The sequence below is a fragment of the Collimonas sp. GW821-FHT07E08 genome, assembly GCF_059418905.1.
This window is the reverse complement of record NZ_JBWKQR010000003.1, coordinates 317026-343471: the sequence shown is the minus strand read 5'-3', so window position 1 is coordinate 343471 and position 26446 is coordinate 317026. Positions and strand designations below refer to the sequence as shown.

Sequence of the window (26446 nt, the reverse complement as noted above, 5' to 3'; positions counted from 1 at the left end):
TCCCAATCTACTCAAGGCGGGGCCATCTCAGGTCGTCCCTACCGGTCCGGAGCAGGTCTGGGTTGCAGACATCACCTACCTGCCCACGCGAGGGAAGTTCGTCTACGTGAGTTTGGTCACGGATGCCTACTCGCGCAAGATCGTTGGCTACCATGTACATAGCAGCTTGCAGACGGAGGAAGTGAGCGAAGCACTCAAAATGGCTCTGCGCGGACGCTGCGGCGACATGCCGGTGATTCATCACTCTGATCGAGGTATTCAATATTGCTCGACGTATTACCAAGAGATCCATCGCCGGCACGGCTTAGTCTGCTCGATGACTGATGGATACGACTGCTACCAGAATGCCTTGGCCGAACGGATCAACGGTATCCTCAAGGGAGAATTCCTGCTCAACCGCCCTGCAGATCTGCAACAAGCCACCAAAATGGTGGCGCAGTCGGTTCGAATCTACAACCAGGAACGGCCGCATACCGCCTTGAAATACAAAACGCCCGATGCGGTGCATCGGGCGTCTCTGTTGCAATAAAACCTGTCAACCTATTTTAGGACTGGACACTACCTTAGTAACGGCATCGATCAGTTCTGCTTGTCGTCGCCGCCAGCGGTGATGGTTGCCACCGGTTTCAGTATCTTGACCTTGGCCTTCTCTTTCAGCACATCCACATACGCCAGCATTTCCTGCTGTCCCAGGACACTGGTGATCTGCTGCTGTTCAGCAGTACGCCGCGCCTGGTCCTGGGCCGCCGGCTGGCCGACCTTGGCGATCCGGTACAGTCCATAACCCTGCTGCGGCAGCACCACGCCGACATAGGCCGGCAGTTTATTCACCTTGGCCTTCATCACCGCCTCGAACGCCACCGGATTGACACCCTGGTTCTTGACGCGCGACACGGTTTGCACCGCGCCGAAACCGCCGGCGCTGTCTTGCGCTCTCAGCGCGGCCAGTTTTTCTTCGCCGGCTTTCTTGGCCAGCGCGGCCTCTTCGGTACGCGTGACCTTGTCGCTGATGATTGCCTTGACCTCCTCGAACGAACGCTTGGTCACCGGCTTGTATTCGACTACATGGCCGGCGATGAACGTGTTCGGCGCTATCTCGATCGCTTCGGTATTGTGCTTGTTCTTCAAGGCCTCATCCGAGTACAGCGCGGCCAGGAATTTCGGGTTGTTGTACGGAGCGGCGGCTGGCGCAGCGGCAGGATTCGGCTGGCGGCCGAGGTTCGCGGCCGACTGGATCTGCAGGTGCATCTTGTCGGCGACCGGCTTCAGGCTGTCGGCCTGCTCGTACACCGTGTTGCTGAACGCTTCCGCCAGTTCGGTGAACTTGCGCGCTGCCAGCTGTTTCTTGATCTCGGCGCCGATATCGGCCTTGACTTCATCGATCGGCTTGACCACTGCAGGCTTGATGCCGGTTACTTCGATAATGTGATAACCGAAATCGGATTGCACCAGGTCGCTGATCTCGCCCTGTTTCAGCTTGCCGGCTGCGTCCTCGAAAGGCTTGACCATCATGCCTGGGCCGAAATAACCGAGATCGCCGCCCATTTCAGCAGACGCGGTGTCTTGCGAATTGGCCTTGGCCACTTTGGCGAAATCGGCCGGATTCTTGCGCACCTGGGCCAGCAAGCCTTCTGCCTTGGCTTTTGCCGCAGCCAGTTCCGCCGCCGGCGCGTCTTTCTTCACCGAGACCAGGATATGGCTGGCGCGGCGTTCTTCCGGCGTCGTGTAACGGCTCAGGTTATTGTCGTAATAGGATTTGATGTCGGCATCGCTGACCGTTACCTGGGCTGCAACCGCAGCGCTGTCGAGCACGACATAGTCAGCCTTGATCTGCTCAGGGATTTCGAATTCCTTGGCGTTCTTGACGTAGTAATCCTGCAGCATGGCGTCAGTGACTTTCACTTGCGCGGCATAATCGGCAGTCTTGAACAGCAGCTCCTGCACGTCGCGTTCCTGATCGTTGATGTCCGACAAGCGCATGGCAACTGTTTTCGGCGTAAACGCAGTGGTTTGCACTGCACCGTTCAGCTGCTGCATTGCCATGTCCTGGCGCAGGCGCGCCTCGTACATGGTTGGCGTCATGCCCTGCGCCGCCAGCAATGCCTTGTAGCGTTCATTATCGAATTTGCCGTCGGCGCCATGCAATTCCGGCACGCCCATGATGGCTTGCTGCAGGCTTTGATCGGATACCGACAAATGCTCGCTGCCCACCGCCGCGACCAGCACGCGCTGCGCGATCAGGTTATCCAGCACGCCTTGCTTGGCTTGCGGCGTCTCGACCATCTTCGGGTCGAAACGGTCGCCGAATGCCTGGCGCATGCGGTCCATCTGCTGGCGCAGGGCAGCGTCCCATTCCTGCTGGGTGATCGGCTGGCCGGCGACTTTCGCCACCGTGTTGGCGCCGTCGCCAAAGCTGCTATAGCTTTGCAGCCCGACTAATGCAAACGAAGGGATGATCAGGAGCAGCAGCAAGAACTGCATCAAGCGCTGATGGGTACGGACAAATTCAAACATGGTCGGCCAATCAAGATCAAAAAGGAAGGCTGCAATGCAAACCGGATGTACATAAGAAAAAAGGCGAACTCTCGTTCGCCTTTTTTGTATTTTGGCGGAGTGGACGGGACTCGAACCCGCGACCCCCGGCGTGACAGGCCGGTATTCTAACCAGCTGAACTACCACTCCTAAAACTGCTTGCAAATCTCAGTTGACCTCGAAAACCTGCTGCGCGGCCCAATCCCGGTACTGCGACGCTCATCGTGCTTTCGCACGCCTCCGCTTCTCCTACCGGCCTTGGGTCGCTCGCTACGGTTTTGCAAGGCCCACTTATTTGGCGTTTGTCACCACGCCAAAAGACGCTAGTTTACAGCATCTTTCAACGCTTTGCCAGGCTTAAATTTAGGAACTTTCGCTGCCTTGATCTTAATCGCCTCTCCGGTACGCGGATTACGGCCGGTGCGTGCTGCGCGCTTGCCTACCGAGAATGTGCCAAAGCCGACCAGGGTCACTGAGCCGTTCTTTTTCAACGTGGTTTTAACTGCGGCGATCACGGCATCCAAAGCGCGGGTCGACGCGGCCTTGGAAATGTCTGCTGACTTGGCGATGTGATCGATTAATTCGGTTTTGTTCACTGAAGCCCCCTCACATGAATTGAAATTCGAGATGATGCTTGTTCCGCATTTTGTGCGAAAGATCATCGCAGATGGACTGCAGAAAAAAATCTGCAGCTGGTATTAAACAAGCCGCAAAGCCTTGTGTCAAGCGCTTTCCCGGCGATGCGCGGAGGTTTAACCTGATTTTACAAACTTGATATATTCAACATTAAATACATTTGCACATACGAAAAAAAGCGCTCTCGCGAGCGCTTTTTTAAAACAGGAATCAGGCTGGCGAATCCGATAGCTTATCCGGATCCGCCGCCGGCTCAGTGCTTGACCACGCTGGGATCCGACTTCTCGCTGCTCTTGGCGACGGCCGCATCCAGCACCGCTTCTTCGTCGGTCAAAGGCACAGGCTGCCGTTCCAGGGCGATCTCCAGCACCTTGTCGATCCAGCGCACCGGCACGATTTCCAGCTTGTTCTTGACGTTGTCCGGAATCTCGGCCAGGTCTTTCACGTTCTGCTCTGGAATCAGCACCGTCTTGATGCCGCCGCGATGCGCCGCCAGCAGTTTTTCCTTCAAGCCGCCGATAGGCAGGACTTCGCCGCGCAAGGTGATTTCACCGGTCATGGCGACATCGGCCCGTACCGGGATCCCGGTAAAGATCGAAACCAGGGCAGTGGTCATCCCGACGCCGGCCGACGGTCCGTCTTTTGGCGTCGCGCCTTCCGGCACGTGGATATGGATATCGCTCTTTTCGAACGCCTCGCCCCTGATGCCCAGTTTCGCGGCGCGGCTGCGCATCACCGTGCGCGCAGCCTCGATCGATTCCTTCATCACGTCGCCCAGGGTGCCGGTACGGATGATTGCACCTTTACCCGGCATCTTGACGGCTTCGATGGTCAGCAGCTCGCCGCCCACTTCGGTCCATGCCAGGCCGACCACCTGGCCGATCTGGTTCTCTTTTTCGGCAACGCCGAAATCGAAGCGCCGCACACCGAGGAATTTATCGATGTTCTTGGAAGTGACCGCAACCTTCTTCTCCTGCTTCTTCAACAGCAGCAGCTTCACCACCTTGCGGCAGATCTTGGAAATTTCCCGTTCCAGCGAACGTACCCCGGCTTCACGCGTGTAGTAACGGATGATGTCGCGGATCGCACTTTCAGCCAGGCTGATTTCCTCGACCTTCAAACCATTGTTCTTGATTTGCTTGGGCAGCAGGTAACGCAGCGCGATGTTGGTCTTTTCATCTTCGGTGTAGCCCGACAGGCGAATCACTTCCATCCGGTCCAGCAGCGCCGGCGGGATGTTGAAGGAATTCGACGTCGCCACGAACATCACATCCGACAAGTCGAAATCGACTTCGATGTAATGGTCCGAGAAGGTATGGTTCTGTTCAGGATCCAGCACCTCCAGCAGCGCCGACGACGGATCGCCGCGGAAATCCATGCCGAGCTTGTCGATCTCGTCCAGCAGGAACAGCGGATTGCGCACCCCGACCTTGGCCAGGCTTTGCAGTATCTTGCCTGGCATGGAGCCGATGTAAGTGCGGCGATGACCGCGGATCTCGGCCTCGTCGCGCACGCCGCCCAGGGCCATCCGCACGAATTTGCGGTTGGTGGCGCGGGCGATCGACTGCCCCAGCGAGGTTTTACCCACGCCCGGAGGACCGACGAAACACAGGATCGGCGCTTTCAGCTTGTCGACGCGCTGTTGCACGGCAAGATATTCCAGGATGCGTTCTTTGACCTTGTCGAGGCCGTAGTGATCGCCTTCCAGGACTTTTTCGGCATTGCCCAGTTCATTGTTGACCTTGGATTTTTTCTTCCATGGCAAACCGACCAGCGTATCGATGTAGTTGCGCACCACGGTCGCTTCGGCTGACATCGGCGACATCAGTTTCAGTTTCTTCAGCTCGCTCTGCGCCTTTTCCAGCGCTTCCTTAGGCATCTTGGCAGACAGGATCTTCTTTTCCAGCTCTTCCAGGTCAGCGCCTTCTTCGCCTTCGCCCAATTCCTTCTGGATCGCCTTGACCTGCTCGTTCAGATAGTATTCGCGCTGGGATTTTTCCATCTGGCGCTTGACGCGGCCGCGGATGCGCTTCTCGACTTGCAGGATATCCAGTTCGCCTTCGAGCTGGCCCAGCAGGTGCTCGTAACGCTTGGCGATATTGAAGATTTCCAGGATGACCTGCTTTTGCTCGAGCTTCAGCGGCAAGTGGGCAGCGATAGTGTCGGCCAGGCGGCCAGCATCGTCGATGCCCGACAGCGAAGTCAGGATCTCCGGCGGAATTTTCTTGTTCAGTTTGACGTACTGGTCGAATTGCTGAACGATGGCGCGGCGCATCGCTTCCACCTCAGCCTCGTCGCCCAGTTCGGATTCGACCGGTGTCAGGTCGGCGACAAAATGCGTGTCGAGCTCGCTGATGTGATGGATGCGCGCGCGTTGCGCCCCTTCCACCAGCACCTTGACGGTGCCGTCGGGCAGTTTCAGCATTTGCAAGATATTGGCGACGCAGCCGATTTCATAAATATCGTCCGGCGACGGCTCGTCCTTGGCTGCGGCTTTCTGCGCTGCAAGCATGATGCTCTTGCCCTGCTCCATCGCGGCTTCAAGCGCCTTGATCGATTTTGGGCGGCCGACGAACAGTGGAATCACCATATGCGGGAATACCACGACATCCCGTAAAGGCAAGAGAGGCAACTGAGTTTGTTCAGTAAATGTAGAAGTCGTCATGGTGAGCCCTATCAAAAAATCTTATTAATGATGTTGGCACGAGTGGCCGAAACTCAAGCCCCGGTTTCAACAATAAATCACCACTTCTATTTGCAACTAGTTTGCGATGGCCAATAAAAAAGCCACACGCGAAGGTAACTTCGGGTGGCTTTGCGATTGAAGCCAAATCGTATGTTTTGGCAAATTGTACTACTTTTGGCTTAAAAACCGGCTTAAACCCCTGCTTTTTACATGGCTTTACAAATTTCCCGGTTTTGCGCCGCCGCCAGGAACCGGCCTCTGGCAAGGCCTGCCCCGGCAGATAAACGTGGCCGCCTTATTTCGCGCCGGACACCTTCGGCTGTTCATGGTAAATCAGCAACGGTTTAGCGCCGCTGTTGACGGTATTTTCATCAACCACGACCTTGGCGACGTTTTGCTGGCTTGGCAAATCGTACATGACGTCGAGCAGCACGTGCTCGAGGATGGAGCGCAAGCCGCGCGCACCGGTCTTACGCGCCAGGGCGCGCTTGGCGATGGCTTGCAGCGCCGCGGGGCGGATTTCCAGCTCGGCGCCTTCCATCTGCAGCAGCTTGGAATATTGCTTGACCAGCGCGTTCTTGGGGGCGATCAGGATCTCGATCAGCGCTTCTTCGTTCAGCTCGGCCAGCGTCGCGATCACTGGCAAACGGCCGACCAGCTCAGGAATCAGGCCGAAGCGCGTCAAGTCTTCAGGCTCGGCGTCCAGCAGCACTTCGCTGGAGGTGCGCTGGCTCTGGCTCTTCACATTTGCCGAAAAACCAATACCGCTCTTTTCCGAGCGCTCGGAAATGATCTTGGCCAGGCCGTCGAAGGCGCCGCCGCAAATGAACAGGATGTTGGTGGTGTCGATCTGCACGAAGTCCTGGTTCGGGTGCTTGCGCCCGCCTTGCGGCGGCACCGAGGCCATGGTGCCTTCGATCAGCTTCAGCAAGGCTTGCTGCACGCCCTCGCCCGAGACATCGCGGGTAATCGACGGGTTATCCGACTTGCGCGAAATCTTGTCGATTTCATCGATGTAGACGATGCCCCGCTGCGCCTTCTCGACTTCGTAATTGCAGTTCTGCAGCAGTTTCTGGATGATGTTTTCGACGTCCTCGCCGACATAACCGGCTTCGGTCAGCGTGGTCGCATCGGCGATCACGAACGGCACGTTCAGCATGCGCGCCAGCGTTTGCGCCAGCAAGGTCTTGCCGGAACCGGTCGGACCGACCAGCAGGATATTGCTCTTCGCCAGTTCGATGTCGTCCTTCTTGCCAAGATGCTTGAGACGCTTGTAATGGTTGTACACCGCCACCGACAGGATCCGCTTGGCAGGCTCCTGGCCGATCACGTACTGGTCGAGCAGCTCGCTGATTTCCTGCGGGATCGGCAGTTCCGATTTTTGACCATCCAGCGTTTCGACGTTCGATGCTTCATCGGTAATGATGTCATTACAGAGGTCGATGCATTCATCACAAATGAATACCGATGGCCCGGCGATGAGTTTTTTCACTTCATGCTGGCTTTTGCCGCAGAAGGAACAATAAAGCAGTTTTTCGCCGCTGGAAGATTTTTTATCAGACATAAAGGCAGAGTTTAAGTAAAACTATAGGGGGTGGACCACAGCATCGATTCGCGGTATGGATTTTATCTTACCCGCGAAATCCGGATTCGTCACGCCTGGGCGATTTTTGAAAAGCAAAACGCCCGTACCTTTGGGGCCGGGCGTTTCATTCGTTACGCAGCAGTCAAGCGCGTGTCGCCAGGACTTTATCAATCAGGCCATATTCCACAGCCGCATCCGCGGACATGAAATTGTCCCGATCCGTATCCTTGCTGATCTGCTCAATGCTTCTGCCGGTCTTGTCAGCCAGGATGCCGTTCAAGCGTTCCCGCAGGTACAGGATTTCACGCGCCTGGATTTCGATATCCGAAGCCTGCCCCTGGGCGCCGCCCAAAGGCTGGTGAATCATGATACGCGAGTTAGGCAGCGAGAAACGCTTGCCCTTGGCGCCTGCAGCCAGCAGGAAAGCACCCATGGATGCTGCCATGCCGGTGCACAAGGTGGAGACTTCCGGCTTGACGAACTGCATGGTGTCGAAAATCGCCATGCCGGCAGACACCGAACCGCCAGGAGAATTGATATATAAAGAAATATCCTTGTCAGGATTTTCGCTTTCCAGGAACAGCAACTGCGCCACCACCAGGTTGGCGGTCTGGTCGTTGACCGGGCCTACCAGGAAAATGATGCGTTCGCGCAGCAGGCGCGAATAGATGTCATAGGAACGCTCACCGCGGCCACTCTGCTCAATCACGATAGGCACCATGCCAAGCATGTCAGTATCCAGTGCCGAATTACGATTAAAGCCTGTCATATTTTTCCTTATGGAGAGCGCTCAAAACTTAATCAAACCACCGAACCGGCCCAGGCTTGCCGCCTGGACCGTCGTACTGCACCTGATTAAGCTTGTTGTTGCCCGTTGTTGCTCATTAATTCATCGAACGCAACCGACTTTTCAGTCACTTTCGATTTGCCCAGCACATAGTTAACGACGTTTTCTTCCAAAACAAGGGCTTCGACCTCTGCCAGGCGGCGGCGATCGCTGAAATAATATTTCAGGACTTGTTGCGGGTCTTCGTAGCTTTGCGCAAAGTCTTCAACTTGGGCTTTGACTTGCTCCGGGGTTGCCTGCAGCTTGTTTTCCTTGACCACTTCGGCCAGGATCAGGCCCAGGCGTACGCGACGCTCAGCCTGGGCTGTGAACAGCTCCGGCGGGAACGGCATGTCGTTGACCTTCATGCCGCGCTGCGCCATATCCTGGCGGGTCATTTCAACCAGGCGCTCGACGTCCTGCTCGACCAGCGCTTTCGGCACTTCCAGGTCGCTGACCTTGATCAGCGCATCCATGACGCTGTCTTTGTTCTTGGCCTTGACGCGGGAGCCGACTTCACGCTCCAGGTTGAGCTTGATGTCAGCGCGCATCTTGACCAGGTCGCCGTCGTCGATGCCCAGCGATTTAGCAAATTCTGCGTCGACTTCCGGCAGGTGCGCCCATTCCAGCTTCTTCAGCGTGATGGTGAATTCCGCGGTCTTGCCGGCGACGTCCTTGCCGTGGTAATCGGCAGGGAAAGCCAGCTCAAACGTCTTGGCTTCGCCTACTTTCAGGCCGATGGTCGCGTTTTCGAACTCAGGCAGCATGCGGCCTTCGCCCAGTACATAAGCGTAGTCATCGGCTTTGCCGCCCTGGAATTCAACGCCGTCGATCTTGCCGACGAAATCGACAGTCACGCGGTCGCCGTTCTTGGCTGTCAGGTCGCTGCCGCCATCGCCGTGCGCGCCTTGCTCGCCCTTGACGTGATAGTGCACGCGCTGCTTGCGCAGGATGTCGATGGTCTTGTCGATTTCAGCGTCGCTGACTTCAGCCTTGGTCTTTTCGACTTCAACGGCGGCCAGGTCGCCGATCTTGACTTCAGGGTAGATTTCGAAGGTCGCATCGAATGCCAGCGTGCCTTCAGCCACGCCTTCGCTGTTCTTTGGCTCGATCTTCGGGTAACCGGCAACGCGCAGGTTGTTTTCATTGGCAGCGGTGTTGAAGGCATTGCCGACTTTGTCGTTCAGCACTTCGGTTTCGACCTGGTAGCCGTATTGTGCAGCGACCATCTTCATCGGCACTTTACCTGGGCGGAAGCCAGGCGCTTTTGCAGTGCGGGCGCGGACCTTCAGGCGCTTTTCGACTTCGGTTTGCACTTCGCTCACAGCGATAGTGAGGGTAAGGCGGCGTTCAAGTTTATCCAGAGTTTCGACTGCAGTTGCCATGTGGATCGTCCAAAAATTAAAAATTCCGTGGTGCGGCTAAGGTAAATGCGGGGTAAAACGATGAAAAGTTGTCATTTCCACCCCAACCTTGCCGCGCTAAAGTCCGATATTCTATACGTAAAACAGGCGGTTGCGCCAAAACGCGTCGCTCCGCCGGGGCAATAAGCTTGCTTATTTGAGCGGAATCGGGTTGCCGACCGGCACCGGCACCGCCGTAACGCTGTTTTGCGGGCTGCCGTCGACCAATTTATCCGAATAGGTCAGGTAGACCAGTGTATTCCGCTTCGGGTCGACCAGCCGTACGATATGCAAGCGCTTGAACAGCACCGACATGCGCTCGGTAAACACATCTTCCTGCAACGGCAGCTTGGCGCTGAACTGCACCGCGGCAACCTGGCGGCAGGCGATCGAGGCTTCCGCCCTGTCCTCCGCCAGCCCGACGGTGCCCTTGACGCCGCCGGTGCGTGCGCGCGACACGTAGCAGGTCACGCCCTGCACCTTGGGATCGTCGTACGCCTCCACCACCACCCGGTCATTGCGCCCGACCCAGCGGAATGCGGTGCTCACCTCGCCCACCTGCTCCGACGCCGCTTGCGCAGGGCCTGCGGCGATTGCTGCTAAACCAAGCAAGCCAAGTAAAGCGGCCAGTCCCAGGGATTTTGTATGCATGTTTGTTCCAGGAAAGAAAATGCGATTGTATGCCGAACAATCGATCCGCCGCTCGGCATTTCGAGACTGTGGGCGGACTGTGGGCGCAGACGTAAAAAAACCCTCTTCAAGAGGGTTCTTCCATGCTTAGCCAGCCGCCAATACGTCAATATCATCGACACAGCTGGTGCGACCGAGAGGACTCGAACCTCCACAAGATTGCTCTCGACAGGACCTAAACCTGTTGCGTCTACCAATTTCGCCACGGTCGCATTTCCAACAAATACAGCGCAATCCCGCATTGCAGGATTGGACAGCCCGCTATTCTACTGCAAGCCATCCGATATGGCGAGAGGCTGCCTTGTTTTCTCGCCATATTTCTACACGTTTAACCGTGGTGATCCGCCGCGCTTTCCGGCTGCGGCTTCTTGACCCGGAACCAGGCCGCATACAGCGCCGGCAAAAACAGCAGGGTCAGGCCGGTCGCCACAATCAGGCCGCCCATGATCGCCACCGCCATCGGCCCCCAGAACACCGAGCGCGACAACGGGATCATCGCCAGCACCGCCGCCGCCGCGGTCAGCATGATCGGCCGGCAGCGCCGCACCGCGGACTCCACAATCGCATTCCACGGCGCCACGCCGTTGGCGATATCGTGCTCGATCTGGTCGATCAGGATCACCGAATTGCGGATGATCATGCCGAACAGCGCGATCACGCCCAGCTGGGCGACGAAGCCGAACGGCCGCTGCAACAACAGCAACGCCGCCGCCGCACCCGCCACGCCGAGCGGCCCGGTCAGGAACACCAGCAAGGAACGCGAAAAGCTGTGCAGCTGCAGCATCAGCAAAGTGAAGATAATGAAAATCACCAGCGGCACATTGGCGGCGATCGAATCCTGCGCCTTGCCGCTGTCATGGGCGGCGCCGGCGACGTCGATGATATAGCCGGGCGGCAGCTGGGCCCTGATCTTGTCGAGCTGCGGATCGATCTGGGCGGTCACCGTCGGCCCTTGCACGCCGTCGATCACATCCGCCTGCACCGTGATCGCCCAGTTGCGCCATTCGCGCCACACCACGCCCGGCTCCCACACCAGCTTGACCGTGGCGACCTGCGCCAGCGGCACCGACTTGCCGCTGGCGGTCGGCACGTTGGCCTGGTTCAGGGCATCGATGGTGGCGCGCTCGTCCAGCGGCTGGCGCACCACGATATCGATCAGGCGGTCATGTTCGCGGTACTGGCCGATGGTGGTGCCGGTCAGCATGGTGTTCACCGTCTGCATCACGGTTTGCGAACCGATGCCCAGCGTGCGCAGCTTATCCTGGTCGAGGTCGATCCGCAGCACCTTGACCGACTCGTTCCAGTTGTCGTTGAGGCCGGTGATATTCGGATTGCCGTTCATGACGCTCTTGACCTGGTCGGCAATCGTCCTGACCTTGGCGGCGTCGGTGCCGCTGACGCGGAACTGCACCGCATACGGCACCGGCGGGCCGCTAGGCAGCAGCTTGACGCGCCCCCGGACTTCCGGGAAACCGTGCTTGAAGGCTTCGGTAATGCGCAGGCGCAAGGCATCGCGCGCCGCCAGGTCCTTGGTCAGCAGCACCAGCTGCGCCACATTGGTCTGCGGCAGGATCTGGTCCAGCGGCAGGTAAAAACGCGGGCTGCCGCTGCCGACGTAAGTGGTCATGCTTTCCAGTTCGGGCGCGGCGTGGATATACGCTTCGAATTTCTTGGCCTGGGCTTCGGTGGCGGCAAACGACGAGCCCTCCGGCAGCCACAGTTCGATCATCAGCTCAGGCCGGCTGGAATCGGGGAAAAACTGCTCTTCGATAAACTTGAAGCCGAACACGCCCAGCGCAAACACCATCAAGGTCAAGGCGATGGTGGTCTTGCGCCACTCGACGCACCAGTTGACCGCGCGCCGGACGCGCGTATAGAACGGCGTATTGAACAGTTCATGGTGGCCGTCGGCGCCGGCCGCCGGTTTCACCTTCAGCAGCAGGAAGCCGATATAGGGCGTAAACAGCACCGCCACCAGCCACGAAATCAGCAGCGCCAGCGCATTCACTGAAAACATGGAAAAGGTATATTCGCCGGCGGCCGACTTGGCCAGGCCGATCGGCAGGAAGCCGGCGGCGGTGATCAGAGTTCCGGTCAGCATCGGCATTGCCGTGGAGGTATAGGCAAAGGTCGCCGCCTCCAGCCGCGACAAGCCCTCTTCCATCTTGCGCACCATCATCTCCACCGCGATGATGGCGTCGTCCACCAGCAGGCCGAGGGCGATGATCAGCGCGCCGAGCGAAATCTTGTGCAGGTCGATGCTGAAAATGCTCATGAACAGGAACGTTACCGCCAGCACCAGCGGAATGGTCAAAGCCACCACCAGGCCGGGCCGGACGTCGATGCGGAACGGCTTGGTATGGAAACCCAGCGACAGGAAACTCACCGCCAGCACGATCAGCACCGCTTCCATCAAGGTCTTCAGGAATTCGTTGACCGATTCGGCGACGATTTTCGGCTGGTTCGAAACCCGCTCGAGGTCGATCCCGACCGGCAGCTTGGCCTTGATCTGGGCAGTCATCTTCTCCATGTCCTTGCCCAGGGAGATGATGTCGCCGCCCTTCGCCATCGACACGCCGAGTCCGATCACTTCCTTGCCGTTGAAGCGCATCTTGGTCTGCGGCGGATCCTGGTATTCGCGCTTGACGACCGCAAAATCTCCCAGCCTGAAGGTGGTGGCGTTGGCCCGCAGCTGCAGGTTCTCCAGGTCCTTGGGCGACGCCAGCGCGCCGCTGACGCGGATCTGCAGGTTGTCGGTGGCAGTGGCCAGCACCCCGGTCGACTGCAAGGCGTTTTGCGCGCTCAGCTGGTTGACGATGTCCTGCACCGTAATGCCCAGCTGCGAGAATTTTTTCTGCGAAAATTCGATGAATATCTTTTCATCCTGGACGCCGAACAAATCTACCTTGGCGACCGAGGGCAAGGTCAGCAATTGCTGCCGCACGAAATCGGCATAGTCCTTGACGTCGGCATAATTGAAGCCGTCGCCGGAAACCGCAAAAATCGAGCCGTAGGTTTCGCCGAATTCATCGTTGAAGAACGGCCCCACCACGCCTGGCGGCAAGGTCAGCTTGATGTCGTTGATTTTCTTGCGCACCTGGTACCAGGCATCCGCCGTTTCCTTGGGCGGGGCCGATTCCTGCAAGGTCAGGATGATCAGCGTTTCGCCCGGCTTGGAATAGCTGCGGATGGTGTCGATGTGCGGCGTTTCCTGCAACTTCTTTTCCAGCTTGTCGGTGACCTGGTCGGCCATCTGCAAGGCGGTAGCGCCCGGCCACTGCGCCGACACCACCATGGCGCGGAAGGTGAACGGCGGATCTTCATCCTGCCCCAGGCGGCCATAGCTGAGGATGCCGCCGATCACCAGCACCACCATCAGGTAACGCGTCAGCGGTATGTGTTCCAGGGCCCAGCGCGACAGATTAAAACCGGTTTTTTTGTCATCGCTCATCGGGCTGCTCCGCCCGTTGCCGCCGCTGCGGAAGGTTCGGCATTATTGGACGCCAGCGGCGGGCTCGCCACCGCTTTGCCGGGCGGCAGGCTGCCTTCCGGCGCATTCAGGATCGTGACTTTCTGTCCCGGCTTGAGCTGGTTGACGCCGGCGGTCACCACCTGCTGGCCGGCGCGCAGGTCGCCTTGTATCCATACTTCATTGCCGTGCTGGCCGTTGATCTGCACCGGCACCTGGCGCACCTGACGCACGGCGGCGCCGTCGACCACCCATACCGCGCTGTGGTCCTGCACCCGCAACAGCGCAGTGAGCGGCACCTTGATCGCATTGTCGCTGGTCTTGCTGGTGAAGCTGGCGTAGGCGGTCATGCCCAGCTTGACGTTAGGCGCGTCGTCCGGGATCGAGATCTTGATGGCGTAAGTGCGCGTCACCGGATCGGCAATCGGCGAAACCTCGCGCACCGTGCCGCGGATCACCTGTTTTGGATCGGCCCACAACCGTATTTGCACATCGCTGCTGCCGCGCAGTTTGTCGACCTGGTTTTCCGGCGCGCCGACCACCACTTCCTTGGCGCCCTGGCGAGCCACGCTGACCACCGGCGTGCCGGCCGCAACCACCTGGCCGGCTTCGGCGCTGATGGCGGTGACCACCCCATCCACATCCGACTCCAGGGTCGCGTAAGCGGTCTGGTTCAACTGCCCCTTGAATGCGGCTTCGGCCTGGTCATAAGTCGCTTGCGCGGCCTTGTACGCCGTATCTTTCGCATCCAGCACGGCCTGGCTGACGAAGTTCTTGTCGCGCAGCTCCTGGTAGCGTTTCAGGTCGGCCTTGGCGGTATCGCGGTTGCTGGCGGCCGAACTGACGGCGGCCACCGCTTGCGCCTGCGCCAGCTGCAGGTCCTTGGGATCGAGCCGCATCAGCACCTGGCCGCGCTTGACGACCGTGCCGACATCGACCTGGCGCGCAATGATCTTGCCGGCCACCCGGAAACCCAGCTGCGATTCATAGCGGGCCTGCACCGCGCCCGGAAATTCAGAGGTGACGTCGGCATTGGCCGGGTTCAGCACCACCACCCGCACCGGGCGGATATCTTCGACCTTTTCAGCGTGCTTGGAACAGGCAGCCAACAGCAATGTGCAAATAAGCAACAAACCGGGAGCGCGCATGCGCACCAAGGTAGCTGCGGACGGACGCGGATTTATCTGGGTCAACACGTTTTTTCCTTTACTATTCTGGGCGGTCGTTAGCTGTCGTCGCCGGTTTATGCAGCACCGTCCGGCATGCCATAAAACAATCGATTGCCGAAGCTTCTCACAAATTAATAACTTTCAGGTCAGTTATTATAATTGCGCCGGATTAAGTTTGACCAAAGCTTTTTTTATACCGGACAATTAGAGACAAATAATGCTTTTTTGACAAAGATATTCTGCCCGCCCTAATGTCCACCAACCATTACGAAAATTTCCCGGTCGCTTCCCTGCTGCTGCCAGCCCGGCTGCGTCCCGCAGTCAGGGCCATCTATGCCTTTGCCCGCAGTGCCGACGACATCGCCGATGAAGGCGACGCCGCTCCCGAACAGCGCTTGCGCGCGCTGCATGCGTACGAGACCGCTTTGGACAGGATAGAACATAAGCAGGCCGCGGAAAGCAGCTTGTTTCAGGCGCTGGAACAGGTAATCGTGGAATACCGGCTGCCGCTGGCGCCGTTCCGCGACCTGCTGTCCGCCTTCAAGCAGGATGTGGCCACCACCCGCTACAGCCAGTTTCCCGAGCTGCTCGACTACTGCCGGCGCTCGGCCAATCCGGTCGGCGCCCTGATGCTGCACCTGTACGGCGCGGCGAACGAACAGAACCTGCGCGATTCGGACGCCATCTGTTCGGCGTTGCAATTGATTAACTTCTGGCAAGACGTAGCGATCGACTGGGACAAGGCCAGGATTTATCTGCCGCTGGAAGACTTGCAGCGTTTCGGCGTGTCGCAGGCCCAGCTTGCCAGCGGCACGGTGGACCACGCCTGGCGCCGCCTGATGCAGTTCGAGGTACAGCGCGCACGCGGCATGATGACCGGCGCCCAGGCGCTGGCGCTGCGGCTGCCGGGCCGGATCGGCTGGGAGTTGCGGCTGGTGGTGCAAGGCGGCCTGCGCATCCTTGAGCTGCTGGAAGCGGCGGATTACGACATGTTCCGCCAGCGGCCGAAACTGGGCAAGGCCGACTGGCTGCTGCTTGCCTGGCGCGCCCTGCGCATGAGATGAACCGGCAAAATTCCGCAAACCAATAACGCCGCTCTTACGCATTCTTACGTATACTTCGGGCAAATTGTTTTTTAAGCTGCTTCCCACATTCATGTCCCCAGACGATTACTGCCAGCAAAAAGCCGCCCAGAGCGGCTCCAGTTTTTATTACAGTTTCCTGTTCCTGCCGGCGGAACGGCGGCGCGCCATCACTGCGCTGTACGCCTTCTGCCGCGAAGTGGACGATACGGTCGACGATTGCACCGACGAAAGCGTGGCGCGCACCAAGCTGATGTGGTGGCGCAAGGAAATCTCCGCCATGCTGGCCGGCAATCCGTCCCATCCGGTCACCCAGGCCCTGCAACCTCACCTGCAGCCCTACGGACTGGACGGCAAGCACCTGCAAGCGATCATCGACGGCATGGAAATGGACCTGAACCAGACCCGTTACCTCGATTATCCGGGCTTGAAGCAATACTGCTGGCATGTGGCAGGCGTGGTCGGCATCCTGTCGGCCAGCATCTTCGGCGTGAGCCAGCCGCAAACCCTGCAGTTTGCCGAGAAGCTCGGCCTGGCATTCCAGCTCACCAATATCATCCGCGACGTCGGCGAAGACGGCCGCAAGGGCCGCATCTACCTGCCGGTCAACGAGCTGCAGCAATTCAATGTCACTGCCGCCGATATCCTGAATGCGCGTTACAGCGAGAATTTCGTCAACCTGATGCGCTTCCAGGTGGCGCGTGCGCAGCAGGCTTACGACGAAGCATTTGCGTTGCTGCCCAAGGCAGACCGGCGCGCCCAGCGCCCCGGCCTGATGATGGCGGCCATCTACCGCGCGCTGCTGGGTGAAATCGAGCGCGACGGCTTCCATGTACTGAACCAGCGCATTTCGCTCACGCCGATCCGTAAACTCTGGCTGGCATGGAAGACCTATGTGCGCGGTTGACTGCGCCGCATCACGGCCCTTGCCCCTGCGCTGACATGGCCATGGAAATGCAACAGGTCGCAGTGATCGGCGCCGGCTGGGCCGGTTGCAGCGCCGCCGTCGAACTGACCCAGGCCGGCCACCAGGTGACCTTGTTCGAAGCCAGCCGCCAGCTCGGCGGCCGGGCCCGGCGTGTCGACATCAACGAAACCATATTGGACAACGGCCAGCACATCCTGCTGGGCGCTTACCGCGAGACATTGCAAATGATGCGCAAGGTCGGCATCGATCCGGCCAGCGTCATGCTGCGGCTGCCGCTGCAGATGTGTTACCCGGCCGATAGCGGCGGCATGACTTTTGTGGCGCCGCGCTTGCCGGCGCCCTTGCACCTGCTGGCGGCATTGCTGCGCGCCGACGGCCTCGAGCGCCAGGACAAGCTGGCGCTGGCGCGCTTTTCTTCCGCCGCGCGCTGGATGGGCTGGCAGCTGCACGACGATTGCAGCGTCAGCACGCTGCTGGAACGGTTCGACCAGACCGAGCGCCTGGTCCGGCTGATGTGGCGCCCGCTCTGCATCGCCGCGCTGAATACCCCGCCGGAGCAAGCCTCGGCGCAGGTTTTCCTGGCAGTGCTGCGCGACAGCCTGGGCGCCCGCAGGAGCGCCTCGGACATGCTGCTGCCGCGCACCGATCTGAGCAACCTGTTCCCGCAACAGGCGGCTGCCTTCATCGAGGAACGCGGCGGCAACGTCGAATCCGGCCACAGCATCAGGCAACTGCAGCGCAGCAGCGAACGATGGCAGCTGCAAGGCAGCGAGGCAAGCATGGATTTCGACGCCGTCGTGATCGCCACGCCGCCCGAAACCGCGGCAACGCTGCTGGACGGCTGTGCAGATGCGGCGCTGCTGGCAACCTTGCGCGGTTTCGACTACGAGCCGATCACCACCTGTTACCTGCAATACCCGGCCGCCACGCGCTTGCCGCGCCCGTTCTTCGCCTTGCTGGACGATCCGGGAAACGCCGGCGGCAGCGCCGCCTGGGGCCAGTTCGTATTCGACCGCGGCCAGCTCGATGCGACCCAGGCCGGTTTGCTGGCAGTCGTCATCAGCGCTTCATCCGAGGCCATACAGGCCGGCCATGAGGCGCTGGCGAAAGCGGTCGCCGCACAGCTGGCCACAGCCTTCAGGCAGCCGCAGCTGGCGTCGCCCGCCTGGACCCAGGTCATTTCAGAAAAGCGCGCCACATTTGCCTGCACCCCGGGCCTGGCGCGGCCGGCCAACGACACCGGCCTGGGCAAGCTGCTGCTGGCCGGCGACTATACCGCCAGCGATTATCCGGCGACGCTGGAATCGGCGGTGCGCAGCGGCAGGCAGGCGGCGCAGGAACTGCTGGCGCAGATACGCGAGGCCAGGTGAAAATGCTTCATGCCAGGCGTCAATTGAATTGCACCGTGCATGCATTGTTTTCATCTAAGATAGTGGCAACAGCGCGGCAACAGCGTCACATGACAAAATCTAGCGGAGAGCCCCCATGCCTGTAATCACCTGCGTCGAAGATCTGCGCGTACTGGCCAAGAAGCGCGTGCCAAAAGCGTTTTACGACTATGCCGACAGCGGCTCCTACACCGAATCCACCTATCGCGCCAACAGCAGCGACCTGGCCGCCCTGCACCTACGCCAGCGGGTCGCCATCAACGTCGACCAGCGTTCTACCCGCAGCAGCATGATCGGTGAAGAGGTGACGATGCCGGTGGCGATTGCCCCTACCGGCTTGACCGGCATGCAATGGGCCAACGGTGAAATGCTCGGCGCCATCGCCGCCGAAAAATTCGGCATCCCGTTCACCCTGTCGACCATGAGCATCTGCTCCATCGAAGACGTCGCCAGCGTGACCACCAAGCCGTTCTGGTTCCAGCTGTATGTCATGCGCGACCGCGGTTTCATCAAGTCCCTGATCGAACGCGCCAAGGCCGCCAAATGTTCCGCCCTGGTGCTGACGCTGGACCTGCAGATTCTCGGCCAGCGCCACAAAGACTTGAAAAACGGCATGTCGGTGCCGCCGAAAATGACCCTGGCCAACCTGCTCGACCTCGCCACCAAACCAGGCTGGGCCCTGCGCGCGCTAGGCGGCCGCAAATCTTTCGGCAACCTGGCAGGCCACGTCTCCGGCGCCGACGGCATCATGACCCTGAGCAAATGGACCGCCAGCCAGTTCGATCCGACCCTGAACTGGGACGACATCGCCTGGATCAAGGAACAATGGGGCGGCAAGCTGATCCTGAAGGGCATCCTCGACGTCGAGGACGCCAAGATCGCCGCCACCACCGGCGCCGACGCCATCGTCGTCAGCAACCACGGCGGCCGCCAGCTGGATGGCGCGGTATCGTCGATCTCGGCGCTGCCGGCGATCGTCGAGGCGGTAGGCGACCAGATCGAAGTCTGGTTCGACGGCGGCATCCGCAGCGGCCAGGACGTGCTGAAAGCGGTGGCCCTCGGCGCCAAAGGCACCATGATCGGCCGCGCCTTCCTGTATAGCCTGGGAGCGATGGGAGAAGCCGGCGTCACCAGGATGCTGCAGATATTGCAGCAGGAACTGGATGTCAGCATGGCGCTGACCGGCACTAAAAATATCAAGGATGCGGGTCCCCACATCCTTACATAATCAATTAATCAAGGACTACAGCTTGCCGGCTTTCTTGAGGCGGCTGGTCAAGCCGTCGGCGATGTCGTCGTGGTCGAATTTCCTAGCCAGGTCGATGGCGGTCATGCCGAGATCGTTTTTCAGGGTGACGTCGGCGCCGCTATCGAGCAGCAGCTTGACGGTCTCGATCTTGCCGCCGCGCGCGGCCATCATGATCGGCGTCGTATTGTTGGGCGAGCCGGCATCGATGTAGGCCGATGCGTCCAGCAGCATCTGCACGATTTCATTATTGCCGATCGCCGCCGCATAATGCAGCGCGGTCCAGCCGGTATTGTTGGGCTCGGCTTCCTTGTCCAGCAACGCCTTCACCGCCGCCACATCACCCTTGTAGGAAGCCACCATCAACGCCGTGTCGCCGTTGCGCGCACGCAGGTTGAGATCGATACCTTTTGCATTGAGCAAAAGCCCGAAAACTTTCTTGGAATCTTCGTGCAAGGCCAGTATCAGGCCGGTATCGCCGCGCTGTTTCTCCGCCAGGTTAGGGCTGACGCCCGCAGCCAGCAATTTCTTCATGCCGCGCTCGTCGTCCAGCCTGACCGCCTTGACATAGTCGTCGAGGTTGCTGGCCTGGCTCAATGACGGCAGGCAGCTCAGCGCCAGCAACAGCAACATTGCCGAAAACCGCGAAGCGCCGCTCCAGCGGCTAGATAAGTTAACCATGCGCCTGATCCTTTGCCAGTTTGAACAAATTGAAAAAATTGTCGGTAGTCTGCTGCGCTACCTCGCTTGCCGGCACGCCTTTGAGATTCGCCAGGAACTCGCCGACGTGCATGACCCAGCCCGGCTCGTTCATCTTGCCGCGATGCGGCACCGGCGCCAGGTAGGGCGAATCGGTTTCGATCAGGGTGCTGCTCAGCGGCACCGCCAGCGCCACCGCCTGCAATTCCTTGGCGCTCTTGAAGGTGACGATGCCGGAAAACGAAATGTAGAAACCCATCGCCATCGCCGCTTCGGCCACTTCCAGCGATTCGGTAAAACAGTGCATCACGCCGCCGGCGCCGCCGGCATTGGTGCCGGCGCCCTCTTCCTGCATGATGCGGATGGTGTCGGCGGAAGCGGCGCGGGTATGGATGATCAGCGGCTTGCCGGTCGCGCGCGAGGCCCGGATGTGGCGGCGGAAACGCTCGCGCTGCCATTCCAGGTCGCCCTGCAGGCGGTAATAATCGAGCCCCGTTTCACCGATGGCGATGATTTTCGGATGGTCGGACAGGCGGATCAGGTCGTCGACGCTGGGTTCCGGCGTATCCTCATAATCGGGATGCACGCCGACCGACGCATAGATGTGCGGATAGGTCTCGGCCAGCGCCAGCACCTGCGGGAAATCGGGCAGGTCAACCGATACGCATAGCGCATGGGTCACCTGGTTTTGCGCCATCTTGGCGAGCACTTCCGGCATCCTGGCGGACAGCTCCGGAAAATTGATATGGCAGTGGGAATCGATATACATAGGCAGGATTATATCGCTTGCGCGCGCGCATCATTGACGATCTGCGCGCGCAACCGATATTTCAGCCTCGCGGTTTTGCCGGCGGCGGCACCTCAGTCGGCCAGGCCCAAAGCCTGCTTTTGCAGCTGGATCAGTTCGCCGATGCCGCCTTGCGCCAGGTCCAGCAGGCTGTTCAGCGTAGGACGGTCGAAGGCGACGCCTTCCGCGGTGCCCTGCACTTCAATAAAATGGCCGGTGTCGGTCATCACCACGTTCATGTCCGTGTCGCAGCCGGAATCTTCGACATAATCGAGGTCCAGCACCGGCGTGCCCTGGTAGACGCCGACCGAAATCGCCGCCACGAAATGTTTCAAGGGAATCGCGGCAATCGCCCTGCTCTCCAGCAGCCGCGCAAAAGCATCGTAAGCCGCCACCATGGCGCCGGTGATCGATGCGGTGCGGGTGCCGCCGTCGGCCTGGATCACGTCGCAGTCAAGATGCAAGGTGCGTTCGCCGAAAGCCTCCAGGTCAAACGCCGCACGCAGCGAACGGCCGATCAGGCGCTGGATTTCCTGGGTGCGGCCGGATTGCTTGCCGCGCGCTGCCTCGCGGTCCATGCGGGTATTGGTGGAGCGCGGCAGCATGCCGTATTCGGCGGTCAGCCAGCCTTGCCCCTTGCCCTTCAGGAAACCCGGGACTTTTTCTTCCAGGCTGGCGGTGCAGATGACCTTGGTGTCGCCGAACTCGACCAGCACCGAACCCTCGGCGTGCTTGGTGTAGTTGCGGGTCAGGCGCACGGCGCGCAAGGCATCGGCGGCGCGGCCGCTAGGACGGGTAATGGTTGACATGCAGTTCCTTAAATATTTTTCTCAATTGCGCCGCGGATTTCCGCGATCGCCTGTTCGATGTCGGCATCGCTGAAGCCGTCCGGGGCATCTGTCGCGCCAAGCCGCGGCGCCTGGATGGTGGTGGTCAGGCTGCCGATCGGCAGCGTGTGGGTGACGATCGAGCTGGCCGGATCGTCGATGTTCGGGTCGGCGCCCCAGGCCATTGCCAAAGCGGTAATATTATCGCTGGTTTTGCCGGCAATCCCAAGCGCATTGTTCACCAGCTCCGGCACCGCCCGCACGATGGTGCTGGTCTGCAGCCGTTGCGCCAGTACGTGGTCAGGCAGCATCGACCACAAGCCGTCGGAGCACAGCAGCATGACGTCGCCCGCCTGCAGGCTGACGCGGCGCGACAGTTCGACGATCGGCATGTTGGTCGCGCCCAGGCAGTTGAACAGCTTGTTGCGGTCCGGGTGGGTGGCGCGCTCCGAAGGATCGGCCTTGCCTTGTGCAATCAGGCTCTCGATGCGTGAGTGGTCACGGGTGCGCGCCAGGATCTGGCCGTTGCGCATCCAGTACAGCCGTGAATCGCCGCAGTGCGCCCAGAACGCGCTGTTGTGCTGGATCAGGCAGGCCACCACCGTGGTGCGCGGGGTTTCCGACAGTTTGTGCACTTCCCGGTAGCGGTGGATTTCCATATGGGCCGCATAGAAGGCGTCTTCCAGGAAACGTTCCGGCTTCTTGATATACGGCTGGGCATTCTTCTGGAACAGCGAACCGATGGTCTGCATCGCAATGCTGGCGGCGATCTCGCCGTGCAGGTGGCCGCCCATGCCGTCGGTCAGCAGCAGCAGCAAGGCGTCACGCGTGAAACTGTAGCCCATCCGGTCCTGGTTGACTTTGCGGCCGCCGATATGGCTTTCTTGATAAACTGAAAATCGCATGACTATGTCTGGTTCTTGCTAAAAATACAGCGAATGCTGGGGCAATGAAGCGGCGTTTTTTACTTGTTTACTGCGTGTTTTCCTGGATGGTCGTATCCGGGTTGCTCTCGGGCTTGCGGCGGAACTGGATATGCGTGAAGAACACGTTGCGTATCTTGCGCGTAACCATGTCGCGCACGCTGACCTCCTCTTCCTGCACCGGCTCCATCAGGGCGCGCTGCACCGCGAACACGCTTTGCGGCCGCTGCAGCGGATCGATCATCAGGCACCAGCGCACCACCTGGATCAGCTCCGGCGAATACAGGCCCTCCAGCTTGCGGAAGTGGCCTTCCATCTTGTCGTTGACCTTGCGCTGGTCCACCGGCTGCGGCGGCGCACCGACCATGCAGGCGAAAATCGAGGCGCCGATGCTGTAGATGTCGGTCCACGGCCCCAGGTTGCCATTCCGCTCATACAATTCGGCCGGGGCAAAACCCGGCGTATACATCGGGTACAGCTTGGGCGAGTCGGAACGCAAGGTCTGGCGGGCGGCGCCGAAATCCAGCAGGATCGGCGTGCCGTCGGCGCGCAGGTAGATATTCGCCGGCTTCAAGTCCAGGTGCAGCAACTTGTGGGTATGCACTTCGCGCAAGCCGTTCATCACGTGGCGGAACATCTTGCGGATGAATTTTTCCGACACCAGCGGTTTCTCCCCCTTGTCGCGGCGGCGCAGGATGTGTTCCTGCAGCGAGCGCCCCGATTCGTAGGCCATCACCATGTACACGGTTTCATTGGCGCGGAAGAAATTGATCACGCTCACAACGTTCGGATGGGCGATGCGCGCCAGCGCGCGGCCTTCCTCGAAGAAGCATTTGAGGCCGATGCGGAAGGTCGGCAGGTTTTCCGGCGAGATGGCCGGCGCCAGTTCTCCCCATTGGCGTAAAGCCAACGAACTCGGCAGATATTCCTTGATGGCGACTGCGTTGCCATCCTCGTCGTATGCCAGATAGACAATACTGAACCCGCCAGAAGCAATCTTCTTTACAATGCGGTATCCAGCAATTTTTAGCCCGTCAGGCAATGGTGCATTGTTTTGCGCGGCCATGCGATCCTACCTTAATCAATGCTTAGTCAATGGTGTAAGGATTGTCTTGATAAATCGCTGAATTGTAAAGAAAAACCCTTGCAAACCAGAAACAAAGGACAGCATTTTGACTATCTGTAGCATGACAGGTTACGCCGTCAACAATCGCGAGACGGCAGCGGGCACGATTACCATCGAAATCAAGAGCGTCAATTCGCGCTTCCTCGACCTGCAATTTCGCATCAACGACGATCTGCGCTCGCTCGAACCGGCGCTGCGCGAGGCGATCATCGGCCGCGTTGCGCGCGGCAAGGTTGAATGCCGCCTGAGTTTCGGGCGCAAGACCGCGTCCGGCGCGTCGCAGGCGCTGAACACCGCGCTGCTGGCCTCCCTGGCGGACCTGCAAAGCGCCGTGCGCCAGCAATTCATCGAAGCGGCGCCGCTCACCGTCAACGAGCTGCTGCGCTGGCCGGGCGTGATCGAGGAAGCGGTGATCAGCCAGGACACGCTGCAAGCCGACATCCAGGCCACCATGAGCGCCACGCTGGAAGCGTTTGTCGATTCGCGCGCCCGTGAAGGCGCTGCGCTGCAAGCCACCCTGATTTCCCGCATCGACGCCATGGAAGCCATCGTGCAAAGGATCACGCCGCTGGTGCCGCAGGTAGTGGCGCAGTTCCAGCAAAAAGCCATAGAGCGCATGCAGGAAGCGCTCGGCCTGGCGCAACAGGACGCCGGCAATTCCAGCCTGTCGCGCGAAGAAGCGCTGGACCGGATCCGCCAGGAAGTCACGCTGTACGGCATCCGCATCGATATCGCGGAAGAGCTGTCCAGGCTGGCGGCGCACCTGGGCGAAACCCGCCATATCCTGAAAAAAGGCGGCCAGGTCGGCAAGCGCCTCGACTTCATGATGCAGGAACTCAATCGCGAAGCCAACACCGTTGGTTCAAAGGCTGCGATCAAGGAACTCGCCGACGCCTCCATGGAACTGAAGCTGCTCATCGACCAGATGCGCGAGCAGGTGCAGAACCTCGAATGACAGCTGGGCCGCCAGCGCCTGATCCTGCAGGCGGCAATTGTCATTAATGCAAAATCTGCCGCCCTGCGCCAGATGAAAAAAAAACGCAGCAGATTATTCATCTGCTGCGTTTTTTTACGTTGACGCTGGAAGCGCCGATCATCTTCCATCAAGACAGGCGCTTAACCCAATTCTTCCAGGCGGATCTTGGTGACGCTGCCGACCACGGTCGCCAAGGCTTCGATCTTGGCAATCGCCGCTTCGACATTCTTTTCCTGAGTCTGGTGCGTCAGCATGATGATGTCGGTGCGGGTCTCGCCTGCCGCCGGTTCTTTCTGCAGCATGGCGTCGATCGAAATCGACGAATCGGCCAGGATCCGCGTGACATCGGCCAGCACGCCCCGCTGGTCGGCCACATGCATGCGCAGGTAATAGCTGGTGGTGATTTCCGCCATCGGCAGGATCGGCGTGTCAGCCATGGCGTTCGGCTGGAACGCCAGGTGCGGCACGCGATGCTCGGGATCGGCGGTCGCCAGGCGCGTGATGTCGACCAGGTCGGCGATCACGGCCGAAGCGGTAGGCTCGGCGCCGGCGCCCTTGCCGTAATACAGCGTATCGCCAACCGCATCGCCGCGCACCAGCACCGCATTCATGGCGCCTTCGACATTGGCGATCAGGCGCGTGCTCGGGATCAGGGTCGGATGCACGCGCAGCTCGATGCCGCCGGCGGTGCGCTTGGTGATGCCGAGCAGCTTGATGCGGTAGCCGAGCTGCTCGGCATAGCGGATATCGGTCGCCTGCAGCTTGGTGATGCCTTCCACATGCGCCTTGCTGAACTGCACCGGGATGCCGAAAGCGATCGAGGCCATGATGGTCAGCTTGTGGGCGGCGTCCACGCCTTCGATATCGAAAGTCGGATCGGCTTCGGCGTAACCCAGGCGCTGCGCTTCTTTCAGCACGACGTCAAAATCGAGGCCCTTGTCGCGCATTTCGGACAGGATGAAGTTGGTGGTGCCGTTGATGATGCCGGCGATCCATTGGATGCTGTTGGCGGTCAAGCCTTCGCGCAAGGCTTTGATGATAGGGATGCCGCCGGCCACCGCCGCTTCAAACGCCACGATCACGCCCTTTTCCTGGGCCGCCTTGAAAATTTCATCGCCATGCGTTGCGATCAGCGCCTTGTTGGCGGTCACCACATGCTTGCCGTTGGCAATCGCCTGCAGCACCAGGTCCTTGGCGATGCCGTAGCCGCCGATCAGCTCGATGACGATATCGATATCGGGATTGTTGACCACCAGCCTGGCGTCGTTGACCACGGCCACTTCGCCATTGGTCAGCTGCCTGGCGCGTTCGACATCGAGATCGGCCACCATCGTAATTTCGATCGCTCTCCCTGCGCGCGCTGCAATCTCTCGCTGGTTGCGCTTCAATACGTTGAACGTGCCGGAACCGACCGTACCTATGCCAAGCAAACCTACCTTGATGGATTTCATGATCTCTGCTGTCTGT

At 59.8% G+C, this 26446-nt stretch carries 21 protein-coding genes and 2 tRNA genes; 6 read left to right on the top strand and 17 right to left on the bottom strand.

Annotated features, from left to right (window positions below; all coding sequences use genetic code 11):
* Positions 1-529 (top strand): IS3 family transposase (locus tag AC07RZ_RS06020; RefSeq protein ID WP_494667266.1); only part of this gene is annotated, 529 nt, incomplete at its 5' end.
* 50 nt (positions 530-579) lie between these two features.
* Here the strand turns inward: AC07RZ_RS06020 and AC07RZ_RS06015 are convergent.
* From AC07RZ_RS06015 to AC07RZ_RS05965, 11 genes are all read right to left on the bottom strand, one after another.
* Positions 580-2514, bottom strand: coding sequence for a SurA N-terminal domain-containing protein (locus tag AC07RZ_RS06015; RefSeq protein WP_494667265.1), 1935 nt, complete (start codon positions 2512-2514; stop codon positions 580-582).
* A gap of 92 nt (positions 2515-2606) precedes the next feature.
* Positions 2607-2683, bottom strand: a tRNA-Asp gene (locus AC07RZ_RS06010).
* 173 nt (positions 2684-2856) lie between these two features.
* A complete protein-coding gene (locus AC07RZ_RS06005) occupies positions 2857-3129 on the bottom strand; it encodes an HU family DNA-binding protein (RefSeq protein WP_014006418.1) in 273 nt (90 codons plus the stop codon).
* A 293-nt stretch (positions 3130-3422) separates the two neighbouring features.
* On the bottom strand, positions 3423-5834 hold the full coding sequence (lon, locus tag AC07RZ_RS06000) for an endopeptidase La (protein ID WP_092393950.1): 2412 nt from the start codon (positions 5832-5834) through the stop codon (positions 3423-3425).
* 316 nt (positions 5835-6150) lie between these two features.
* Positions 6151-7419 (bottom strand): ATP-dependent Clp protease ATP-binding subunit ClpX, encoded by a 1269-nt coding sequence (gene clpX / locus AC07RZ_RS05995; protein ID WP_014006420.1) that lies wholly within the window; start codon positions 7417-7419, stop codon positions 6151-6153.
* Between the two features lie 163 nt (positions 7420-7582).
* Positions 7583-8209: an ATP-dependent Clp endopeptidase proteolytic subunit ClpP gene (gene clpP / locus AC07RZ_RS05990; protein WP_092393953.1), complete on the bottom strand. Its 627-nt coding sequence runs from the start codon at positions 8207-8209 to the stop codon at positions 7583-7585.
* 86 nt (positions 8210-8295) lie between these two features.
* The gene (tig, locus tag AC07RZ_RS05985; RefSeq protein ID WP_144736749.1) at positions 8296-9651 is read right to left on the bottom strand and encodes a trigger factor; all 1356 of its coding nucleotides are present in this window, start codon (positions 9649-9651) and stop codon (positions 8296-8298) included.
* 171 nt (positions 9652-9822) lie between these two features.
* The gene (locus tag AC07RZ_RS05980; protein ID WP_144736751.1) at positions 9823-10320 is read right to left on the bottom strand and encodes a CreA family protein; all 498 of its coding nucleotides are present in this window, start codon (positions 10318-10320) and stop codon (positions 9823-9825) included.
* A 164-nt stretch (positions 10321-10484) separates the two neighbouring features.
* Positions 10485-10571 (bottom strand) — tRNA-Leu (locus AC07RZ_RS05975).
* A gap of 116 nt (positions 10572-10687) precedes the next feature.
* Entirely contained in the window at positions 10688-13810 is a 3123-nt protein-coding gene (locus tag AC07RZ_RS05970) for an efflux RND transporter permease subunit (protein ID WP_494667264.1), read from the bottom strand.
* On the bottom strand, positions 13807-15024 hold the full coding sequence (locus AC07RZ_RS05965; protein ID WP_494667263.1) for an efflux RND transporter periplasmic adaptor subunit: 1218 nt from the start codon (positions 15022-15024) through the stop codon (positions 13807-13809). The genes AC07RZ_RS05970 and AC07RZ_RS05965 overlap by 4 nt, the downstream gene beginning before the upstream one ends.
* A 224-nt stretch (positions 15025-15248) precedes the next feature.
* Here AC07RZ_RS05965 and hpnC point away from each other — a divergent pair, with 224 nt between their 5' ends.
* The 4 genes from hpnC to AC07RZ_RS05945 all read left to right on the top strand — a co-directional run bounded on the left by hpnC (position 15249) and on the right by AC07RZ_RS05945 (position 19623).
* Positions 15249-16061, top strand: a complete 813-nt coding sequence (gene hpnC, locus AC07RZ_RS05960; protein WP_494667262.1) for a squalene synthase HpnC — start codon at positions 15249-15251, stop codon at positions 16059-16061.
* A gap of 91 nt (positions 16062-16152) precedes the next feature.
* Positions 16153-16986, top strand: a complete 834-nt coding sequence (gene hpnD, locus AC07RZ_RS05955) for a presqualene diphosphate synthase HpnD (protein ID WP_494667261.1) — start codon at positions 16153-16155, stop codon at positions 16984-16986.
* Between the two features lie 47 nt (positions 16987-17033).
* Positions 17034-18377, top strand: coding sequence for a hydroxysqualene dehydroxylase HpnE (hpnE, locus tag AC07RZ_RS05950; RefSeq protein ID WP_494667260.1), 1344 nt, complete (start codon positions 17034-17036; stop codon positions 18375-18377).
* A 115-nt stretch (positions 18378-18492) separates the two neighbouring features.
* A complete protein-coding gene (locus AC07RZ_RS05945; RefSeq protein WP_494667259.1) occupies positions 18493-19623 on the top strand; it encodes an alpha-hydroxy acid oxidase in 1131 nt (376 codons plus the stop codon).
* Positions 19624-19638: 15 nt separating this feature from the next.
* Here AC07RZ_RS05945 and AC07RZ_RS05940 read toward each other — a convergent pair whose 3' ends face one another.
* The 5 genes from AC07RZ_RS05940 to AC07RZ_RS05920 form a co-directional block, all read right to left on the bottom strand.
* Positions 19639-20322, bottom strand: coding sequence for an ankyrin repeat domain-containing protein (locus AC07RZ_RS05940; RefSeq protein ID WP_494667258.1), 684 nt, complete (start codon positions 20320-20322; stop codon positions 19639-19641).
* Positions 20315-21109, bottom strand: a complete 795-nt coding sequence (locus tag AC07RZ_RS05935) for a TatD family hydrolase (RefSeq protein WP_494667257.1) — start codon at positions 21107-21109, stop codon at positions 20315-20317. Before AC07RZ_RS05935 ends, AC07RZ_RS05940 begins: the two co-directional genes overlap by 8 nt.
* Before the next feature lie 92 nt (positions 21110-21201).
* Complete coding sequence (rph, locus tag AC07RZ_RS05930) at positions 21202-21936, bottom strand: ribonuclease PH (RefSeq protein ID WP_144736768.1); 735 nt, start codon at positions 21934-21936, stop codon at positions 21202-21204.
* Between the two features lie 8 nt (positions 21937-21944).
* The gene (locus AC07RZ_RS05925) at positions 21945-22859 is read right to left on the bottom strand and encodes a PP2C family protein-serine/threonine phosphatase (protein ID WP_144736770.1); all 915 of its coding nucleotides are present in this window, start codon (positions 22857-22859) and stop codon (positions 21945-21947) included.
* A gap of 67 nt (positions 22860-22926) precedes the next feature.
* The gene (locus AC07RZ_RS05920; RefSeq protein WP_144736771.1) at positions 22927-23943 is read right to left on the bottom strand and encodes a serine/threonine-protein kinase; all 1017 of its coding nucleotides are present in this window, start codon (positions 23941-23943) and stop codon (positions 22927-22929) included.
* Between the two features lie 106 nt (positions 23944-24049).
* Between AC07RZ_RS05920 and AC07RZ_RS05915 the strand changes: the two genes are divergently transcribed.
* Complete coding sequence (locus AC07RZ_RS05915; RefSeq protein ID WP_494667256.1) at positions 24050-24958, top strand: YicC/YloC family endoribonuclease; 909 nt, start codon at positions 24050-24052, stop codon at positions 24956-24958.
* A gap of 161 nt (positions 24959-25119) precedes the next feature.
* Here the strand turns inward: AC07RZ_RS05915 and AC07RZ_RS05910 are convergent, their stop codons facing one another.
* Positions 25120-26430, bottom strand: coding sequence for a homoserine dehydrogenase (locus tag AC07RZ_RS05910; protein ID WP_494667255.1), 1311 nt, complete (start codon positions 26428-26430; stop codon positions 25120-25122).
* Between the last annotated feature and the right edge of the window lie 16 nt (positions 26431-26446).

What these genes read in the sequence shown, in the direction of transcription:
- AC07RZ_RS06015 (WP_494667265.1), bottom strand. Translation starts at nt 2,514, where the DNA reads ATGTTTGAATTTGTCCGTACCCATCAGCGCTTGATGCAGTTCTTGCTG.
- lon (WP_092393950.1), bottom strand. Translation starts at nt 5,834, where the DNA reads ATGACGACTTCTACATTTACTGAACAAACTCAGTTGCCTCTCTTGCCT.
- clpX (WP_014006420.1), bottom strand. Translation starts at nt 7,419, where the DNA reads ATGTCTGATAAAAAATCTTCCAGCGGCGAAAAACTGCTTTATTGTTCC.
- clpP (WP_092393953.1), bottom strand. Translation starts at nt 8,209, where the DNA reads ATGACAGGCTTTAATCGTAATTCGGCACTGGATACTGACATGCTTGGC.
- tig (WP_144736749.1), bottom strand. Translation starts at nt 9,651, where the DNA reads ATGGCAACTGCAGTCGAAACTCTGGATAAACTTGAACGCCGCCTTACC.
- AC07RZ_RS05980 (WP_144736751.1), bottom strand. Translation starts at nt 10,320, where the DNA reads ATGCATACAAAATCCCTGGGACTGGCCGCTTTACTTGGCTTGCTTGGT.
- AC07RZ_RS05970 (WP_494667264.1), bottom strand. Translation starts at nt 13,810, where the DNA reads ATGAGCGATGACAAAAAAACCGGTTTTAATCTGTCGCGCTGGGCCCTG.
- hpnC (WP_494667262.1), top strand. Translation starts at nt 15,249, where the DNA reads ATGTCCACCAACCATTACGAAAATTTCCCGGTCGCTTCCCTGCTGCTG.
- hpnD (WP_494667261.1), top strand. Translation starts at nt 16,153, where the DNA reads ATGTCCCCAGACGATTACTGCCAGCAAAAAGCCGCCCAGAGCGGCTCC.
- hpnE (WP_494667260.1), top strand. Translation starts at nt 17,034, where the DNA reads ATGCAACAGGTCGCAGTGATCGGCGCCGGCTGGGCCGGTTGCAGCGCC.
- AC07RZ_RS05945 (WP_494667259.1), top strand. Translation starts at nt 18,493, where the DNA reads ATGCCTGTAATCACCTGCGTCGAAGATCTGCGCGTACTGGCCAAGAAG.
- AC07RZ_RS05940 (WP_494667258.1), bottom strand. Translation starts at nt 20,322, where the DNA reads ATGGTTAACTTATCTAGCCGCTGGAGCGGCGCTTCGCGGTTTTCGGCA.
- AC07RZ_RS05935 (WP_494667257.1), bottom strand. Translation starts at nt 21,109, where the DNA reads ATGTATATCGATTCCCACTGCCATATCAATTTTCCGGAGCTGTCCGCC.
- rph (WP_144736768.1), bottom strand. Translation starts at nt 21,936, where the DNA reads ATGTCAACCATTACCCGTCCTAGCGGCCGCGCCGCCGATGCCTTGCGC.
- AC07RZ_RS05925 (WP_144736770.1), bottom strand. Translation starts at nt 22,859, where the DNA reads ATGCGATTTTCAGTTTATCAAGAAAGCCATATCGGCGGCCGCAAAGTC.
- AC07RZ_RS05920 (WP_144736771.1), bottom strand. Translation starts at nt 23,943, where the DNA reads ATGGCCGCGCAAAACAATGCACCATTGCCTGACGGGCTAAAAATTGCT.
- AC07RZ_RS05910 (WP_494667255.1), bottom strand. Translation starts at nt 26,430, where the DNA reads ATGAAATCCATCAAGGTAGGTTTGCTTGGCATAGGTACGGTCGGTTCC.